Annotated in this window: 17 protein-coding genes; all 17 read left to right on the forward strand. The window is 56.8% G+C overall.

Annotated features, from left to right (window positions below; translation table 11 throughout):
- The first annotated feature begins 5 nt into the window (after positions 1 to 5).
- The 17 genes from JN12_RS10655 to JN12_RS10735 all read left to right on the forward strand — a co-directional run bounded on the left by JN12_RS10655 (position 6) and on the right by JN12_RS10735 (position 19003).
- Positions 6 to 941 (forward strand): aspartate carbamoyltransferase catalytic subunit, encoded by a 936-nt coding sequence (locus JN12_RS10655; RefSeq protein ID WP_145022366.1) that lies wholly within the window; start codon positions 6 to 8, stop codon positions 939 to 941.
- 88 nt (positions 942 to 1029) lie between these two features.
- Positions 1030 to 2307 carry a dihydroorotase gene (locus tag JN12_RS10660; protein WP_145022369.1) on the forward strand — a complete coding sequence of 426 codons (1278 nt, stop codon included), beginning with the start codon at positions 1030 to 1032 and terminating at the stop codon, positions 2305 to 2307.
- 61 nt (positions 2308 to 2368) lie between these two features.
- Positions 2369 to 3490, forward strand: coding sequence for a glutamine-hydrolyzing carbamoyl-phosphate synthase small subunit (gene carA / locus JN12_RS10665; RefSeq protein WP_145022372.1), 1122 nt, complete (start codon positions 2369 to 2371; stop codon positions 3488 to 3490).
- Between the two features lie 131 nt (positions 3491 to 3621).
- Positions 3622 to 4548 (forward strand): 4Fe-4S cluster-binding domain-containing protein, encoded by a 927-nt coding sequence (locus tag JN12_RS10670; RefSeq protein WP_145022375.1) that lies wholly within the window; start codon positions 3622 to 3624, stop codon positions 4546 to 4548.
- 261 nt (positions 4549 to 4809) lie between these two features.
- On the forward strand, positions 4810 to 5082 hold the full coding sequence (locus tag JN12_RS10675; RefSeq protein ID WP_145022378.1) for a hypothetical protein: 273 nt from the start codon (positions 4810 to 4812) through the stop codon (positions 5080 to 5082).
- Positions 5063 to 5410 (forward strand): hypothetical protein, encoded by a 348-nt coding sequence (locus tag JN12_RS10680; protein ID WP_145022381.1) that lies wholly within the window; start codon positions 5063 to 5065, stop codon positions 5408 to 5410. The genes JN12_RS10675 and JN12_RS10680 overlap by 20 nt, the downstream gene beginning before the upstream one ends.
- A 115-nt stretch (positions 5411 to 5525) precedes the next feature.
- Positions 5526 to 5774 (forward strand): type II toxin-antitoxin system Phd/YefM family antitoxin, encoded by a 249-nt coding sequence (locus tag JN12_RS10685; RefSeq protein ID WP_145022384.1) that lies wholly within the window; start codon positions 5526 to 5528, stop codon positions 5772 to 5774.
- Entirely contained in the window at positions 5771 to 6157 is a 387-nt protein-coding gene (locus JN12_RS10690) for a type II toxin-antitoxin system VapC family toxin (protein ID WP_145022387.1), read from the forward strand. Before JN12_RS10685 ends, JN12_RS10690 begins: the two co-directional genes overlap by 4 nt.
- Before the next feature lie 34 nt (positions 6158 to 6191).
- On the forward strand, positions 6192 to 9503 hold the full coding sequence (gene carB / locus JN12_RS10695) for a carbamoyl-phosphate synthase large subunit (RefSeq protein ID WP_145022390.1): 3312 nt from the start codon (positions 6192 to 6194) through the stop codon (positions 9501 to 9503).
- A gap of 74 nt (positions 9504 to 9577) precedes the next feature.
- On the forward strand, positions 9578 to 10054 hold the full coding sequence (gene greA, locus JN12_RS10700; RefSeq protein WP_145022393.1) for a transcription elongation factor GreA: 477 nt from the start codon (positions 9578 to 9580) through the stop codon (positions 10052 to 10054).
- 67 nt (positions 10055 to 10121) lie between these two features.
- On the forward strand, positions 10122 to 10322 hold the full coding sequence (locus JN12_RS10705) for a DUF1858 domain-containing protein (protein WP_145022396.1): 201 nt from the start codon (positions 10122 to 10124) through the stop codon (positions 10320 to 10322).
- 211 nt (positions 10323 to 10533) lie between these two features.
- Positions 10534 to 12597 (forward strand): sigma 54-interacting transcriptional regulator, encoded by a 2064-nt coding sequence (locus JN12_RS10710; protein WP_246125841.1) that lies wholly within the window; start codon positions 10534 to 10536, stop codon positions 12595 to 12597.
- A 416-nt stretch (positions 12598 to 13013) separates the two neighbouring features.
- Positions 13014 to 14585 carry an acetyl-CoA hydrolase/transferase C-terminal domain-containing protein gene (locus tag JN12_RS10715; protein WP_145022399.1) on the forward strand — a complete coding sequence of 524 codons (1572 nt, stop codon included), beginning with the start codon at positions 13014 to 13016 and terminating at the stop codon, positions 14583 to 14585.
- Positions 14586 to 14639: 54 nt separating this feature from the next.
- Positions 14640 to 14963: a DUF485 domain-containing protein gene (locus JN12_RS10720; RefSeq protein ID WP_145022402.1), complete on the forward strand. Its 324-nt coding sequence runs from the start codon at positions 14640 to 14642 to the stop codon at positions 14961 to 14963.
- Complete coding sequence (locus JN12_RS10725; RefSeq protein ID WP_145022405.1) at positions 14960 to 16930, forward strand: solute symporter family protein; 1971 nt, start codon at positions 14960 to 14962, stop codon at positions 16928 to 16930. Before JN12_RS10720 ends, JN12_RS10725 begins: the two co-directional genes overlap by 4 nt.
- 63 nt (positions 16931 to 16993) lie before the next feature.
- Positions 16994 to 18184, forward strand: a complete 1191-nt coding sequence (locus tag JN12_RS10730; protein WP_145022408.1) for a thiolase family protein — start codon at positions 16994 to 16996, stop codon at positions 18182 to 18184.
- Positions 18185 to 18220: 36 nt separating this feature from the next.
- A complete protein-coding gene (locus JN12_RS10735; protein ID WP_145022411.1) occupies positions 18221 to 19003 on the forward strand; it encodes an enoyl-CoA hydratase/isomerase family protein in 783 nt (260 codons plus the stop codon).
- The last annotated feature ends 65 nt before the right edge of the window (positions 19004 to 19068 follow it).

A 19068-nucleotide genomic window follows, 5' to 3' on the forward strand; every position in this document is an offset into this window, starting at 1 on the left:
TGCGTATGGGCTTCAAGCATAAGGACATCATAGGGTTGCAGGATCTGACCGGGGACGAGATCCTGCTCCTGCTGGACACGGCCGAGAACATGCGGGAGGTGAACGGCCGGGAGATCAAGAAGGTGCCGACCCTACGCGGCAAAACAATCGTGAACCTCTTCTACGAGGCCTCGACCCGAACCCGGACCTCATTCGAGATCGCTGCCAAGCGTCTTTCCGCGGATACCATCAATATTTCCTCGTCAGGCAGTTCGGTCACCAAGGGAGAAACCCTTTCCGACACCGCACGCAATGTCCTGGCCATGAAGCCCGATATCATCGTCATGCGTCATGCCGCCTCCGGTGCCCACCATTATCTGGCCCAGCGGGTTTCCTGTTCGGTGATCAATGCCGGTGACGGTGCCCATGAACACCCGTCCCAAGGGCTGTTGGACCTCCTGACCATGCGCCAGACCTTCGGCCGCCTCGATGGGCTCAAGGTGGCCATTGTCGGCGATATCACCCACAGCCGGGTCGCCCGCTCCGATATCTTCGGTCTCACCAAGATGGGGTCCCACATTTACCTGGCCGGCCCACCCACGATGATGCCTCCGGGCATCGAGCGCCTGGGGAATGTGACGGTTTGCTCCACCATGAAGGAAGCGGTTCAGGACGCGGATGTGGTGATGATGCTCCGTATCCAGCTGGAACGCCAGGGGAAGACCCTTCTCCCGACCATGCGTGAATATGCCCGTTACTACGGGCTCAATCCCGAGGTCATGAAGCTGGCCAAACCGAACGCGATCGTCATGCATCCCGGTCCGATCAATCGGGGGGTGGAGCTGTCGTCATATGTGGCCGATGGTCCCCAGTCCCATATCCTCAAGCAGGTGGAGAATGGGGTGGCGGTCAGGATGGCGATGCTGTACCACGTAAGCGGCGGAGAACTGGCGCCGGAATAGACTGCAATTGTAGGGGCGAATCTTGTATTCGCCCGATGCGAGGGCGATCACAAGGATCGCCCCTACAACATGAATATGAGGTAATCATATGAACTTACTGATCAAAGGTGGCCGGGTCATTGATCCGTCCCAGAATATTGACGGGCAGTTGGACATCGTGGTGGAAAACGGCCAGGTGAAAGAGATCGGCAAAGGTCTGGCTGCTCCGGCCGGAGCCGAGGTGATCGATGCTGCCGGTTGCTACGTGACACCCGGTCTGATCGACATGCACGTCCATCTGCGCGACCCGGGCCTGGAGTACAAGGAGGATATCGTCTCCGGCACCCGTGCCGCCGCTGCGGGCGGCTTCACGTCGGTGGCCTGCATGCCCAACACCAAACCGGTGAATGACAACAAGGCCATCACCACCTATATCGCTGCCAAGGCCAAGGCCGACGGTCTGGTCAACGTGTTTCCGATTGGCGCCATAACCCAGGGGAGCAAAGGGGAAAGCCTGGCCGAGATGGGGGAGCTGAAGGAGGCCGGCTGCGTGGCGGTTTCCGACGATGGCCGGCCGGTGGCAAATGCCGAACTGATGCGCCGGGCGCTGGAGTATGCCAAGGGGATGGGGATTCTGGTAATCGCCCATGCCGAAGACCTGCAACTGGTGGGTGAAGGAGTCATGAACGAAGGGCTCACCTCCACGGAGCTGGGGTTGAAAGGTATCCCCCGGGTTGCCGAGGATGCCGCCACGGCCAGGGATGTCTATCTGGCCGAATACACGAACGCGCCGCTGCATATTGCCCACGTTTCGACCCGCGGCTCGCTGCGTATCATCCGCAATGCCAAGGCCCGCGGGGTCAGGGTTACCTGCGAGACGGCTCCCCACTACTTTACCCTGACCGACGACGCAATAGCCGGTTACAATACGAATGCCAAAATGAACCCGCCGCTCAGGACTGCCGACGACGTTGCCGCTGTCAAGGAAGCGTTGCAGGATGGCACCGTCGACGCAATTGCCACCGACCATGCGCCCCATCACCTGGACGAAAAGGATGTGGAGTTCAATGTCGCCCTGAACGGGATCATCGGCCTGGAAACGTCGCTGCCGCTCTCCCTCAAGCTGGTGGATGAAAAGGTGTTCACTCTTAATGGTTTGATTGAGAAAATGTCACTCAACCCTGCAAAAATCCTCGGCATTGAGCGTGGGACCCTGAAGCCTGGCACCGTGGCCGATATCACGGTGATCGACCCGGCAGCCGAATGGAGTGTCGAGGCCGGAACCCTGGCCAGCAAGTCCAAAAACTCGCCATGGCTCGGTGAGAAGATGAAGGGCTGTGCCCGGTACACGATCGTCGGTGGCAAGATAGCGTACAAAAGAGGTTAAGCCGTAGCACGGGCGATTCATGAGTCGCCCCTGCAAGGGAATCACGATAGGGAGTTCATACATGAAAGCAGTACTGGCGCTCGCAGACGGGCGCATTTTTTCGGGGAAGACGTTCGGTGCGACCGGCGAGGCGACCGGTGAGGTAGTGTTCAACACTGCCATGACCGGTTATCAGGAGGTGCTGACCGATCCTTCCTACAAAGGGCAGATGGTCACCATGACCTATACCCAGATCGGCAACACCGGCATCAATCCCGAGGATATCGAGAGCAATCAGCTCTTCCTTTCCGGTTTCATCGTCAAGGAGTATCACGATAACTACTCCAACTGGCGGGCGTCCATGAGTCTGGATGCCTATCTGAAGGAGAACGGCGTGGTCGGCATCCAGGGGCTCGACACCCGTGCCCTGACCCGGCACCTGCGGGACAAGGGAGCACAGAACGGCGTCATCTCCACCATCGATTTCGACCCCGAAAGCCTGATCAAAAAGGCCAATGCCGTGCCGAGCATGGCCGGCCTCGACCTGGCCAGTGGTGTCAGCTGTCAGAAGCCGTATCACTGGACCGAAGGGCTCTGGGACCTTGAGGGTGGATACCCTCAGGTGGATCCGGCAAGCCTCAGGTACAAGGTGGTGGCCTACGACTTCGGCATCAAGTACAACATCCTCCGCTGCCTGGTTTCGGCCGGCTGCGACGTGACCGTGGTGCCCGCCACCTTCCCGGCCGAGGAGGCCCTGGCCATGAACCCGGACGGGATCTTTCTCAGCAACGGCCCCGGCGACCCTGAGCCGCTCACCGAGGTACAGGAGATCATCAGGAAATTCGTGGGTAAAAAACCGATCTTCGGCATCTGCCTGGGGCACCAGTTACTGGGGTTGGCCCTGGGAGGCAAGACCGTCAAGCTCAAGTTCGGCAACCACGGCTCCAACCTCCCGGTCATGGATATGGAAACGAAAATGGTTGAGATCACCGCCCAGAACCACGGCTTTGCCGTCGATCTGGATTCACTTGGCGAGGTGGCCTGTCTTGGTCACGTGAACCTTAACGATCAGACCGTGGAAGGGATTCGTCACTGCTCCCTGCCGATCTTTTCGGTGCAGCACCACCCCGAGGCGTCGCCGGGACCGCACGATTCGCACTATCTGTTCGGGCGGTTCGTGGAGATGATGGAGAAGAATCGGTGACGGGCGCCGCTTTTCCGCAATCTCTGCGTTGCCCAGCGGGAATTCGTTGTGCGGCGTAGCGCCGCTACGCCTCCGCCGATTCCCTTGGGTGCCTTGACCTTGCGAAAAATCGACACCCTTACTTGTTGCACATGAGCTATCACGATCTTTACCAATCAGGAGAACTGCTCCGACGGATAAGAGTCGCCTATGACAGGCTCCGTTCCTGCGATCTCTGCCCCCATGACTGCGGCGTGAACCGGCTGAAGGGTGAACGTGGCCTGTGCGGGGCAGGGCTGCTTCCCAAAATCGCCTCGGCAAACGTGCACCGGGGTGAAGAGCCACCGATTTCGGGGACCAGGGGCTCGGGAACGATCTTTTTCTCCGGTTGCAGCCTCTCCTGCCGTTTCTGCCAGAACTTCCCCATCAGCCAGCTCGGTAATGGCGAAGAGATCGCTACACGGGAGCTGGCACGACGGATGCTGCAGCTTCAGCAGAAGCGGGTGCACAACATAAACTTCGTCACCCCGACCCATTTCCAGCCGCAGATCCTGGCGGCGCTCTGGCTGGCGATTCCGGATGGCTTCTCCCTTCCCATCGTCTGGAACTCCAGCGGCTACGAGAAGGTTGAGTTGCTGACGCTGCTTGATGGAGTGGCGAACATCTACCTGCCGGATATGAAGTATGCTGTTGATGAACCGGCCAAGGCCATTTCCGGGGCAACCGGATATCCTGGGATCAATCGTCGGGCGGTAACCGAGATGCTCCGCCAGGTCGGACATCTGCAGCTTGACGACGAGGGGATCGCCAAAAAGGGGCTGATCATCCGCCACCTGGTCCTGCCGGGAGACCTTGCAGGAAGTGCTGCGACACTCCACTGGATTGCTGCCAACCTTGGAACCGAAACCCACGTGGCGTTGATGAGCCAGTACTTCCCTGCCCATAGTGCCAGGGAGACGCCCGGGATGGATCGCCACCTGACCGCTGACGAATACGATGCCGCCGTGGAGGCGTTGGAAGAAGCGGGATTGGAAAACGGCTGGGTGCAGGAGTTGGATACGGAAAGGAAGCCGGTGTGAGAACGGTTGTCCTGTTAATCATCTCCAACATCAATATCAGCAGAAAAGACCGCAACTTCTAAAAACAAAGTATCAGAGAATCGCATAACCACGTCCTTGGACCTGTCCTAGAAAACCGGCAGGTCAAGGCCGACCCCGTTATCAAAAGCGTTTAGGACCTCGAAACCGACCATTCTCATCAACGACGGCATTGCATAAATTGCCACATGATGTCTCCTGGTGTATGCTGCTATCAATGATACCGATAGGGAGGTTTTTTCTATGGGAAGCAGACAACTGGGCCTCAGGCTTGACGAAACCGATAGCATGAACCTGAAGCGGATCGCCCAGCGCGAAGGGCGCAATGAGCAGGATGTGATTCGGGATTCGTTACGGATGTATGTGCGTAATGCCGACGAACAAAAGGAATTTTTCGACTCGGTGGAGCGTGGATGGTACGAGCTTCATTCCGGCCTCGGTACTGTTGTTGCTGAAGGTGACACATTTTTCGACTCCATAAGAAAAGAGCTTCGGAATGGCAAAACGTCCGGTTAAACGCTCTCTGGAATATCAAACAAGAGTCAGGCACTATGCGGGGAATTTGGCGGAGCGCTACCGGGTCGAGGTTGCGGATGCTTTTCTGGACCGCATCGAAGCCGCTGAAAAATTTCTCTACGACAACAATCTTGCCGGTACGGATGCTCCCTATCTGCTCGCCGGTCAAAAGGCGGTGCTGAAAGAGTTGTACGTCGATTCCGGGCCGGTCAGATACTGCATCATCTATGAGGTGACCGAGGAATATGTCGGACTTATTTCGCTGTGGCACGGAGTTGGTTCACGGCAATCGGATATGCTGGTAAGGCTGTGGGGAATAAATCGGTAGAATGTTTTGCCCACGCTTTCGCAGCAGCGTCTGTTGCGATAATGACTATGATTCTTGCCCTGGCAAAGGTGTTGCTGTAGACTAAGTTGAATTAGTCTAGTCTGCGGAGGCGGTTATGCATGCGGTAAACATTCACGAGGCAAAGACCCATCTGTCCAGGCTGGTGGAAGAGGCGGCCCATGGCAAGCCGTTCATCATCGCCAAGGCAGGCAAGCCGATGGTGAAGGTCGTCCCGTACACGGACGAGCAGGAGTCGACATGCCGCCGGCTCGGTTTCATGGCCGGCGAAATAGCCGTGCCGGATGACTTCGACCGCATGGGAGCCGTAGAGATCGCCGCCCTGTTTGAGGGTAAAGGGCGATGAAGCTGCTGCTGGATACCCATCTCCTGCTCTGGGCCGCCGGAGATCCGGACAGGCTTTCCGACGCTGCCAGAGGGATGCTGAAGGATGACGCCAATATCCTCTACTTTAGCCCGGCCAGCATCTGGGAGATCGTCATCAAAAAAGGGTTGGGTCGTGACGACTTCCGGGTCGATCCGGCCAGGCTGCGCAAATTGCTGGTGGCCAACGGCTACGAGGAGCTTGCCATTGAATCGGACCATGCGCTGGCTGTCGAGACGCTGCCGGCACTGCACAAAGACCCGTTTGACCGGATGCTGCTTGCCCAGGCCCGCTGTGAACGACTACAGTTGCTGACCGCGGACTGCCAACTGGTCGCCTACGGTGACAACGTTATCTCTGTTTGACTTCAATCTATCGCAGTAAGGAGCTACGTCTAACATGCCTAAAAGAACCGATATCAAAAAGATCCTCATCATCGGCGCCGGCCCCATCGTCATCGGCCAGGCGTGCGAGTTCGACTACTCCGGCACCCAGGCCTGCAAGGCCCTGAAGGAAGAAGGGTTCGAGGTGGTGCTGCTGAACAGTAACCCTGCCACCATCATGACCGACCCGGACTTTGCCGATCGGACCTACATCGAACCGGTCACGCCGGAGATGCTGGCCAAAATCATCGAAAAGGAGCGTCCCGATGCAATCCTGCCGACCCTGGGAGGGCAGACGGCGCTCAACACGGCCGTGGCTGTTGCCGAGATGGGGGTGCTGGAGAAGTTCGGGGTTGAACTGATCGGCGCCAAACTGCCGGCCATCAAAATGGCCGAGGATCGGACCCTGTTCAAGGAGGCGATGCAGCGGATCGACCTTGCCGTCCCCCGCTCGGGCCTTGCCCACAACTATTCGGAGGCGATGGAGGTGATCAAGACGGTCGGCTTCCCGGCCATCATCCGTCCCTCGTTTACCCTGGGCGGGACCGGCGGCGGCATTGCCTACAACCTGGAAGAGTATGAAAAGATGGCCCTGGCCGGCATCGATGCCTCGCCGACCGACGAGATCCTGGTGGAGGAATCGGTCATCGGCTGGAAAGAGTACGAACTGGAGGTGATGAGGGACACGGCTGACAACGTGGTGATCATCTGTTCCATCGAGAACTTCGACCCGATGGGGGTCCACACCGGCGACTCCATTACCGTGGCCCCGGCCCAGACCCTCACCGACAAGGAGTATCAGATCCTCCGTGACGCGTCCCTGAAGATCATCCGCGAGATCGGGGTCGACACCGGCGGTTCCAACATCCAGTTCGGCATTAATCCACGTGATGGCCGGCTGGTGGTCATCGAGATGAACCCCCGGGTCTCCCGATCATCGGCCCTGGCCTCCAAGGCGACCGGCTTTCCCATTGCCAAGATTGCCGCCAAGCTGGCGGTCGGCTACCGACTGGACGAGATTACCAACGACATCACCCGGGAAACGCCGGCTTGCTTCGAGCCGACCATCGATTACGTGGTGACCAAGATCCCCCGTTTCACCTTTGAGAAGTTTCCGGCTGCCGAGGCAACCCTCACCACCCAGATGAAGTCGGTGGGTGAGGTGATGGCCATTGGCCGGACCTTCAAGGAGTCGTTCCAGAAGGCGCTTCGCTCATTGGAGATCGGCAGCTCGGGTTTTGAGTCGAGGATGTTCAACCTGGCCGACGAGACTCGCAGGGCATTGACCGCCAAGGAGCAGCAGACCCTGCACGACAAGCTGCGGGTTCCCAACTGGGAGCGGGTCTGGTATATCGGCGATGCCTTCAGAAGCGGCATGAGTGTGGAGGATATTTTCAACCTTACCGCCATCGACCCCTGGTTCCTGCACAACCTCCGCCAGATCATCGAGATGGAGGTTGTGCTGAAACAGGTAAAGGGCCTGGTTGATGACTGTCGGGGCGGGGTGACCCCGCCTGATTCGGATGATCCAAACGCAGGGCGGGGTAACCCCGCCCCTACGGGATTGTGCAATATCCTTCGCGAGGCCAAGCAGTACGGTTTCTCCGACAAGTTTCTCGGCCGGCTCTGGGGCAAGAACGAGGAGGAGGTCCGGCAACTCCGCCTCTCACTCGGTATCCGGCCGGTCTTCAAGCGGGTAGACACCTGCGCTGCCGAGTTCGTGGCCTATACGCCGTATCTCTACTCCACCTACGAGGAGGAGTGCGAGGCCGAGGTCACGGACCGTAAAAAGATCATGATCCTCGGCGGTGGCCCGAACCGGATCGGTCAGGGGATCGAGTTCGACTACTGCTGCGTCCACGGTGTCTTCGCCCTGGCCGAGGACGGGTTTGAAACCATCATGGTCAACTGCAACCCGGAAACGGTCTCCACTGATTACGATACCTCGGACCGGCTCTACTTCGAACCGCTCACCTATGAGGACGTCCTCTCCATTGTGGATCTGGAGAAGCCCGTCGGGGTGATCGTTCAGTTCGGCGGCCAGACACCGCTGAAGCTGGCCGTGGCGCTGGAAAAGGCCGGCGTGCCCATCATCGGCACCTCGCCCGATTCCATCGACCGTGCAGAGGACCGTGAGCGCTTCCAGGAGATGCTCCACAAGCTCAAGCTTCGTCAGCCGGAGAACGGCACGGCCCGTTCCTTCGAAGAGGCCGAGAAGGCTGCCGAGAGGGTCGGCTACCCGGTAGTGGTACGCCCCTCCTATGTACTCGGCGGCCGGGCCATGGAGATCGTCTACGACGTGGACGACCTGCGCCGCTACATGCATACCGCGGTGCAGGCATCGCCCGAGCACCCGATCCTGGTGGATCAGTTCCTGGACGAGGCGATCGAGATCGACGTGGACGCCCTTTGCGACGGCAAAGATGTGGTCATTGGCGGGATCATGGAACATATCGAGGAGGCAGGCATCCATTCCGGCGATTCGGCCTGTTCCCTGCCACCGTACTCCATCTCCGGCGAGATCGTGGCTGAGATCAAGCGCCAGACACGTCTCATGGCCCTGGAGCTGAACGTCAAGGGTTTGATGAATGTCCAGTATGCGGTGAAGGACGGCACCATCTTCATTCTGGAGGTCAACCCGCGGGCGTCCCGGACAGCACCCTTCGTCTCCAAGGCGACCGGCCGTCCCCTGGCCAAGATAGCGGCCCGGATCATGTCCGGCAGAAGCCTGCAGGATCAGGGGATCATCGGTGATATCGAGCCGTCCCACGTGGCGGTCAAGGAGTCGGTCTTCCCTTTTGTGAAGTTTCCGGGGGTGGATACCATCCTTGGTCCGGAGATGAAATCAACCGGCGAAGTAATGGGGATCGATGAAAACTTTGCCAAGGCCTTTGCCAAGGCCCAGCTGGGTGCGGGGACCAAGCTTCCCACCAGCGGCAGCATCTTCATCAGCGTCAAGGACGCCGACAAAAAACATGTTGTCTCCATTGCCCAAAATCTCTATAATGCCGGCTTTAAGTTGGTTGCCACCCGCGGAACCGCCACTTATCTGCAGGAAAAAGGGGTGACGGTGAAAACGGTCAACAAGGTCAAGGAAGGGCGGCCGCACATCGTCGACTCAATCAAGAACGGCGAGATTGCCATGGTGATCAATACGACCCATGGGGCCCAAGCGGTTGCCGATTCTTTCTCCATTCGTCGCGAAACCTTGACCCACGGCGTTACGTACTATACGACCATGTCCGGAGCACGGGCCGCGGTCGACGGCATCATGGCGATCAGGCAGGAAGATTTGAGGGTAAAACCCCTGCAGGAATATCTGGCCTAGCATAAACCACTGCCAACACGCACGGGGCGGCCTCCATGGGCTGCCCCGACAGTTTTGTAAGGAGTAGTTGTTCAATGTCCCAGTCAGTACCGATGACCAAAGAGAGTTATGAGACGCTTCAGGATGATCTGAAACGTCTGATCCGCGAAGAGAGACCACGTGTCATTCAGGATATCGCCGAAGCCCGCAGCCACGGCGACCTGTCGGAAAATGCCGAGTACGATGCGGCCAAGAACCGTCAGAGCTTTATCGAGGGGCGTATTCTGGAGCTTCAGGACAAGCTGGCCCGTGCGTACGTGGTTGACCTGTCCAATCTGAAGCCGGACAAGGTTGTGTTTGGTGCAACGGTGACCCTCTATGACACATCGTCGGAGGAAGAGGTAACCTACAAGATCGTTGGTGAGGAAGAAGCGGACATCAAGCTGGGGAAAATCTCCTGCACGTCACCGGTCGGCAAGGCGCTGATCGGCCACAAACTGGACGATACGGTCAAGGCCAAGGTCCCGTCAGGGGTAAAAGAATACGAGATCGTTGAGATCAGGTACGAATAACTACAAGAAATGCGGTTAGTGGTGTTTTGCGCCAATAACTCGATTACTCAACATAAAGGAGTTCACAATGAGCGACAAATTCACCAAAGACATGACCTTTGCCCAGGCCCTGAGAACCAGCCCGGAAGTGGCGAGGGTGCTGGCAAAATACAATTTGGGCTGCATTGGCTGCATGGGTGCCCAGAACGAATCCCTGGAGCAGGGGTGCAATGCCCATGGTCTGGATGTAAACGAAATTCTTAAAGACCTGAACGCCATCGCTGACTGAAATAAAGCGCAGATCTGCATCAAGCAGTTGTCAGTATGAAGCCCCTGGCCTTTTTCAACACTTTTACTAGAGTGATGGCAAGGCCGGGGGCTTTTCCCGTTTCAGGAGGGGTGGCGCGGAAAATCATCGTCTCGCCAAGTTTAACAGGTCGTCACAGGATACAATCGTTTTACTTTTGTGCTGTTTGATATCATAATTTTGACGAAAGCTTGTGCTGAACCTGTTAAAACAACAGATTATATGGAATTTGCAACCCTTTTATATATTTGACAAATCAGGTGCTGGCATGGGAATGAAACGCACACGACCACCAAGAAATCCAGAATTTTTCCTCCAAGAATACCGTGAGCTTGAGCAGTTGTTTGCACATTTGCAGTTCGGCGTCGCGGTCCTTGATCGGGATTTGCGATTCATCCATGTCAATGACCGCCTGGCAATGATTGACGGAATTTCGGCGGAGCAACATGTCGGAAGATCACTCACGGAGGTTGATCAGAAGATTGCCCTTGCCGTGTCTCCCATCCTGGAGCGTGTCATCCATGAAGATAGACCATTCGTAGAGTTGGCAGTTGAACTACCAAAGGCCAGTGCGGATTTTTCACCGGTGAACAGGATATGGCAGCTCCGTTGCTACCCACTCAAGACTGATAACGGAACGATTCTGGGGGGCAGTCTTGTGGTGCGGGATATTTCTGAAGAGACGCAGAGAGAGGCGGCTCAGGTCGAGCGGCTGAAGTTCGAGGCCCTTCTCTCGGCACTTTCTGCGACCTTCATAAATGTCCCTGTCAGTGAAGTGGACGGGAAGATAGTCCAGGGGTTGCAAAAGATTGTCGACTTCCTTGGGTTTGACCGGAGTACGGTCTGGCGGCTCGCTGAAAGTGGCGAGATGATTTGTACCCACTCCTATGAACTTAAGGGGATCACGCCGCCCCTCAAGGTTCTCCATCCCGGATTGGTGCCGATGTGGAACTCGTCGGTGTTTCACGATGAGATATTTCATGTTTCCGATGTTGACGAATTGCCTGACAGTTACTGGCGGGAAAAACAATACTGCAAGGAACGGGGCGGCATAAGGTCGATCATGTTCATACCCGCAAAAGTCGGCGGTGTTGTTGTGGGGTTCATCACCTTTGTGTCGTACAGCGTCAAACGTGACTGGCCCGATGATCTGATTCAGCGGCTTCGTATCCTGTGGGAAATCTTTGCCAACGCCCTGGAGCGCAAGCGGGCGGATGAAAAGATTCAGCAGGCTATGTCGGAAATAGAGATGCTGAAAAACCGGCTGGAGGCCGAGAATATCTATCTGCGCGACCAGATTCAGGTCGAATACAAACCGGATGAGATAATCGGCCGGTCAGATCCTATCCGTAAGGTTTTGCGGCAGGTGCAGCAGGTTGCCAATACTGACTCGACGGTGTTGTTGCTCGGAGAGACCGGTACTGGCAAGGAATTGCTGGCCCGCGCCACCCATAATCTGAGCGCGCGGAAAGAGCGCCCCATGATTAAGGTGAATTGCGCTGCCTTGCCTGCAGCACTGATTGAGTCCGAGCTTTTCGGCCGAGAAAAGGGGGCTTACACCGGCGCGGTTTCAAGGCAAGTCGGTCGTTTCGAGGCCGCAGACGGCGGGACGATCTTCCTTGACGAAATTGGGGAGTTGCCCCTGGAGCTACAGACAAAGTTGCTGCGCGTGCTCCAGGAGGGGCAGTTTGAGCGGTTGGGCAGTCCAAAACCGATTGACGTTGATGTGCGGGTTATTGCCGCAACCAACAAAAACCTTGCTCAGGCTGTGAGAGAAGGCAGGTTTCGTGAAGATCTGTACTACCGTTTGAATGTGTTTCCGATATCTGTACCACCGTTGCGCGATCGCCAAGAGGATATTCCTCTCTTGGTCTGGGCCATGGTTGAGGAGTTTGGCAAGGTCTTCGGAAAACCCATAGAGCGGATTCCGAAGAAAAACATGGAGGCTTTGGAGCACTATTGCTGGCCCGGTAATATCAGAGAGCTGCGAAACATGGTCGAGCGAGCCATGATATTGAGTAAAGGGTCAGTGCTGGTTATCGACGTACCTGACAACGCCGCCACTGCAATCTCGCCAACGATGTCGTTGGAGGATATGGAACGAACACACATCATCTCCGTCATGGAAAGGACTGGTTGGCGTGTCAGAGGCAGGAATGGTGCCGCTGAGATCCTGGCGATCAATCCAACCACCTTGGATTCGAGAATGAAAAAATTGAAGATCACCCGCAAAAAACCGTTCTCAGAAATATTCTGACCGATACCGCACACAAGCGCTGGATAAAAGCGACGTAATCGGTTGATGATGAGATTGTCACCTCTTAAATATCGTAGCGCATCTGAAATGCCATAGCTTATCTAAAAGACCTTTCATCGATGCATTTCCCTTACTCTCATTAATATCCCGCCTACTTAGCAGTTGTTGCTCCCTCCACTGTAATCCGCTGCTATAAGTAACCTACGAAATATCGTATGCTTTAGGCCTTATATTTTATTAAAAAAACAATTATATATTAAATTGCTATAAAAATAGCATGGTTGTAGTGATTTGTGGCAGGTTGTCTGCTGTGGCACGCATGGTGCAAAACGGTATTTTAGAATTCTGTGCCTGGTCAATTCATCACTATGCTTCTAACGGACAAATATCATTTAGGCGAAGGGAGAGGTACCACCATGAGCATTAAGGATACCACTGAATTTGTAAAGAGAATCAGACACTCAACTCTCCACTCGAAAATCATGAATGCCGAGGAGACCATCCCGCTGTTCAAGAACGGCATGTACCTCGGTTTCTCAGGTTTTGCCGAGGGGCACCCCAAAACGGTACCAGGCCTGCTGGCCGATTATGTGGAAAAGAATGGCCTTGCCGGGAAGATGAAGTTTAACGTCTATACGGGTGCTTCCATTGGAACAGATGTGGACGACCGCTGGGCAAAACTCGGCATGCTCGCCAAACGCTGGCCCCATCAGCAGGGAAATGCAATCCGCAAGGCAATCAATGCCGGTGAAGTCAGTTATGGCGATCGTTATCTTTCCCTGTATGCCCAGGATTTTGGCTACGGTTATTACACCCTTGAGAATGGTGGGAAGATAGATATTGCTATCATCGAGGCGAGCTGTATTACTGAGGATGGGGGGATTGTTCCAACACTTGCGGTCGGGATTATTTCGGAAATTGTCGACCGGGCAGAAAAGATCATCATTGAGATCAATACCAAGATTCCCTCACTGGAAGGCCTCCATGACTGTGTTGGCGTGGAACTCCCTCCCAATAAGAAGGTCTACAATATCCTGAACGTCAAAGACCGGATCGGATCGACCAGTATCCCCTGCAATCCAGACAAAATCGTGGCGATCGTAGAATCCTACAAGGATCCAGTTGGGCGTCCCCTCGGAGCACCAGATGGGAACTCCGTACTAATTGCCAATCACATCATCGACTTTTTGCAAGCTGAAGTGAAAAGTGGCCGGTTGCCGAAAAACCTGCTGCCGCTCCAGTCGGGAGTCGGATCGATTGCCAATGCCGTTGTCGGTGGCCTGCTTTCCAGCCCCTTTGAGAATCTGACCGTCTGGACCGAGGTCTTTCAGGATAACCTGCTGGACATGTTTGATTCCGGCAAGCTCGACTATGTGACGACCGCTTCCTTTTCGCTTTCCGACAACGGTATAAAACGCCTGCTGGCGGACTGGGACAAATATACCTCACGGACCTTGATCCGGCCGATCCAGATCACCAACCACGCCGAACCAGTGCGGCGCCTCGGCCTGATCTCCATGAATACTCCGGTGGAGTTCGACATCTATGCTCATGTCAACTCCTCCATTGTTAATGGTTCCCGGTTGCTCAACGGGGTCGGTGGTTCGGGTGACTTCATGCGCAACGCCTTTCTCTCCATCATGCATACCCCCTCCACCCGTCCCTCGGCTACGGACCCCAACGGCATCAGCTGTGTAGTCCCGATGGTGACACACGTCGACCATACCGAGCATGATATGGACGTGCTCGTAACCGAACAGGGGCTTGCCGACCTGCGTGGCCTCTCACCTCGGGAACGGGCACAGAGGATCATTGCCAAATGCGTACATCCTGAATACAAACCATTGCTGCAGGAGTATTTCGACCGTTCGCTCAGAGAGTGCCTGGCGAGCAACAGTGCCCACGAACCGCACATGCTCTACAAGGTGTTCAATATGCACAAGCATCTGGATGAGAATGGGACCATGAAGCTCGCCAGTTGGGACTAAGCGAGATTCAGCAATTGATAATGACCATGCCAATATGAAGGAAGGAGTCCATCCATGACGAAAAAACAGAATGATTGGGCAGCACTGGCAAAAATGCCGAAGTTTGTCGAGCTTCACAGCAAAAAGAAAGCGTTTCTACTGAGCTTATGGTGCCTCGGCTCCATCATGTTCTACCTGCTACCGATCTGTGCCGGTTATGCCCCGGACTTTATGAAGGTAAAGGTTTTCGGCAGGCTCAATGTCTGCTATTTCTTCTGCCTCATTGAGTTTGCCATGACCTGGGCAATAGCCCTGTATTACACCCATAAGTCCAATACCTATTTCGATCCGCTCACCAGAGAAGTGTTGGCCGAGATAGCCAGGGGGGAGCACGCATGAAACGGTTATTGATTCTCCTGATCTTTTCCTTGATTATTTGCCCGCTGGCCTATGCTGCCCCTGCCACTGATGTTGCCGATAAGCCGGCCCCGGCTGTCCAGGCGACCGCAGCTGCCGGGCCGAGTCAAACGCCTGCAGCCGTTTCAACCGCTATCCAGAACGCTGCTGTCGCCCAGACCCCGGCCCCCTTGGCGAAAGAGGTGAAGACCAACAGGACCATCACCATGAGCATGTTTATTGCGATAATCCTCTTTACCGGGATGATCGTTGTCCGGGCGGCAAAACGTACCAAGACCACAGCCGATTACTATGCAGCCGGTGGGGGGATTTCCGGGTTGCAGAACGGGTGGGCCATAGCCGGTGATTACCTGTCGGCCGCCACATTCCTGGGCATTGCGGGGATCACCTCCATGTTCGGCGCCGATGGCTTCATGTATGCGGTCGGCCCCTTTTTCTCGTTCGTTACCATTTTGCTGGTCATTGCCGAGCCGTGCCGCAATGCCGGCAAATATACCTTGGGTGACATCCTCTCCCTTCGTTCTACCTCGAAAGTTGTACGTGGCACAGCCGCACTGTCCGCAGTTGTAGTCTCGACCTTCTACCTCCTGGGGCAGATGGTAGGGGCTGGCAAGCTCATGCAACTACTCCTCGGCATCCCCTACAATGTCTCCGTTATCGGCGTTGGTGTCCTGATGATCCTCTATGTTACCTTTGGTGGGATGAAGGCGACCACCTGGGTGCAGATCATCAAGGCCTTTCTCCTCATGATGAGCGGCACTACCATTACGGTGCTGTTGCTGTGGAAGTTCGGGTTCAACCTGTTTGCTTTCTACGATGCCGTTGCATCCAGCCCCTCCGTGCAGAACCACGTACGCGGGCTCCTGAAGCATGTAGCCCCCGTGGCCGGTTTCGATTATGGCCAGCGTTTCCTGGAACCGGGGTTACTGCTCAAGGACCCCCTTGATCAAATATCCCTGGGTATGGCGTTCGCGCTCGGTGCGGCCGGACTGCCGCACATCATGATGCGCTTCTTTACCGTTCCGAACGCCCAGGCAGCCCGTAAGAGTGTCGTCATCTCCATGGTGCTGATCGGCGCCTTCATGATCATGGTGACCATTATCGGCTTTGGCGCTGCCCTCTTCATTTCGCCGCAGCAGATAACTGCCGTTGACAAGGGTGGGAACATGGCCGCGCCCATGATTGCCCAATATGTTGGTGGCGGCGCCGGCTCCATCGGTGGTGACATGTTCCTGGCGTTTGTCTGTGCCGTAGCCTTCTCCACTATCATCGCGGTGGTATCCGGTTTGATCCTCGCGGTATCCGCCGCTGTTGCCCACGACTTCTACGTGAATGTACTCAAAGACGGCAAGACCGACCAGAACAAGCAGTTGAAGATCGCCAAGATTTCTGCTTTTGTGATCGGTGCGGTTGCCATCGTTCTGGGGATCGCCTGCGAAAAGCAGAATGTTGCCCATCTCGTGGTGCTTGCCTTTGCCGTGGTTGCCTCCAGCAACTTCCCGGTGATCCTCTTCGCACTCTTCTGGAAGCGTTTCAACGCCGGCGGTATCGTCACCGGCCTCACTGTCGGCGCACTGTTCGCCATCGGTGTTGTGGTGGTGTCACCCACCATGACCTATCCGAAGAAAATTGCAGCTGATGCGAAAAAGGTTGTTGATCTGCTTGAAACGAAGCAGGCGTCAGGGGGCGCACTTGTTGAGAAAGACCTGAAGGCTCTGGAGAAGGCGAGGGCGGACTATTCCAAGAACAAGGACGGCAAGTCCCTGGTCGGACTCGACGCTCCGCTCTTTCCGCTCAAGAATCCGGCCATTCTCTCGGTACCGGTCGGATTCCTGGCCGCCATTGCCGGCACCTTCCTGTTCGGAAGCCGGCGAGAGGAGGAGATGTTCGACGAATTGTACATTCGGCAAAATACCGGTTATGGTATTGCCGATGCGACTGATCATTGATCTACTGGTTCATGACGGTTTCCGGTACTCATCGGAGACTAACCCAATACGAAGGAGAGTCATATGTTAACGAAGGCATTCATTCCCTATCGCGGCTACTACAGCACCCCGTTTGCCAAGTGGCAGGGCACCCTGGCCAATGAGAACTCCATCGTCCTCGGCGCCGCCACCTCCAAGCGGTTCCTGGAGGGCAAGGGGTGGGACCCGAAGACCATCGACTACGTCATGGTGGGGAGCACCGTCTACCAGCAGCACTGGTTCTACAGCGGTCCCTGGGCCGCGGCCATGCTGGGGGCCGAAGGGTCGCCCGGCGTCCTGATCACCCAGGCCTGCTCCACCTCCGCCTTCTCCCTCTACCAGGCCGGTCAGGGGATCGAGACCGGGATGTTCAAGAACAGCTGGTGCCTCCTGGCGGACCGCTGCTCCAACGGCCCGCACGCCATCTGGCCGAACCCTAACGGCCCTGGCGGCAAGCCGCTGGCCGAGGACTGGTTCATGGACAACGTGAACAAGGACCCGTGGGCCGGCCAGGCCATGATCCAGACCGCCGAGAATGTCAGCAAGGAGTTTGGCATCACCCGCGAAGAGTGCGACGCACTGACCTTGCGGCGCTATGAGCAGTACCAGGACGCCCTGGCGCATGACCGTGCGTTCCAGAAGCGGTACATGTTTCCGGTCGAGGTGCAGCTCTCCAGGAAGAAGACCATTACCCTTGAGGCGGACGAAGGGGTCATGCCCACCACCAAAGAGGGGCTGGCAGGCCTCAAGCCGGTCCTTCCGGACGGGGTGCACACCTTCGGCGCCCAGACCTTCCCGGCCGACGGCAACGCAGGGCTCTGCGTCACCACCCGGGACAAGGCAAAGGAACTGAGCGCTGACAAGAACATCGAAGTCCAACTGGTCTCCTTTGGCTACGCCCGGACCAAGAAGGCGTACATGGCGGCCGCCGTTGCCCCGTCGGCCCAGATGGCCCTGGACAGCGCCGGCATCAAGGTGGGCGACCTGAAGGCGGTCAAGACCCACAACCCGTTTGCGGCCAACGACATCGCCATGGCGAAGGTGCTGGGGCTCGACGTGAACGGCATGAACAACTACGGCTCGTCCCTTATCTACGGCCACCCACAGGGTCCCACCGGCGCCCGGCTCATGATCGAAGGGATCGAGGAACTGGCCATGAAGGGGGGCGGGTACCTGCTCTTCTCCGGCTGTGCCGCCGGCGACACCGCGGCCTCCATCGTCATCAAGGTCAGTTAGGCCCTAACCTATTCAGCATAAGTGGAGTGAGACCACATGGCGTACACATTCATCACCATGAAAAAGGACGAGCGGGTTCTGACCATCAACCTCAACCGCCCCCCGACCAACCCGCTCAGCAGCGCTTTCGGCCAGGAGTTGTTCAAGGCCTTCAGCGAAGCCAGCCAGATGGACGACGTCACGGTCGTGGTCATCACCAGTGCCCAGGAAAAGGCGTTCATCGCCGGCGCCGACATAAAGGAGATGGCGGCCATGACCCTGGCCGAGTCGGAGGCGTTCTCCAAGCTGCTGCAAAACGCCAACAACACCCTCGAAGGGATGAAGAAGGTGGTGATTGCCGCCATCAACGGCCACGCCCTGGGGGGCGGCTGCGAACTGGCCATGGCCTGCGACTACCGCTTCATGGCGGCCGGCAAGGCGCTCATCGGCCTGCCCGAGGCCGGACTCGGCATCGTGCCCGGCGCCGGCGGCACCCAGCGGCTCCCGAGGCTGGTCGGTGTGGCCAAGGCCAAGGATATCCTCTTGTGGGGCAAGGTCATGGGACCGGACGAAGCGCTGGCCATCGGCCTGATCGACCGGGTCATCGAGGCCGAAGGGTTCATGGACGAGGTGATGAAGTTCGCCCACAAGCTCGCCTCCGGGGCCGGCAAGGCCCTTGGCTACATCAAGGTGGCGGTCAACGAAGGGATCGATCTTCCCATGGAGCAGGCGTTGGCGGTGGAGCGCAGGTATGGGCTGGAGAACCTGCAGACCCATGACGCCAAAGAGGGGCTCACCGCCTTTGGCGAGAAGCGGAAACCGAACTTTTTGAGTAGGTAAGGCGAAGTGGTGGGGCCGTGGGGCATGGGAACCCGCTTGCGCTCCACTCCAGCGATTTGGCTTCC

This window comes from Geobacter argillaceus (assembly GCF_007830735.1).
Taxonomy (GTDB): Bacteria; Desulfobacterota; Desulfuromonadia; order Geobacterales; family DSM-12255; genus Geomobilibacter; species Geomobilibacter argillaceus.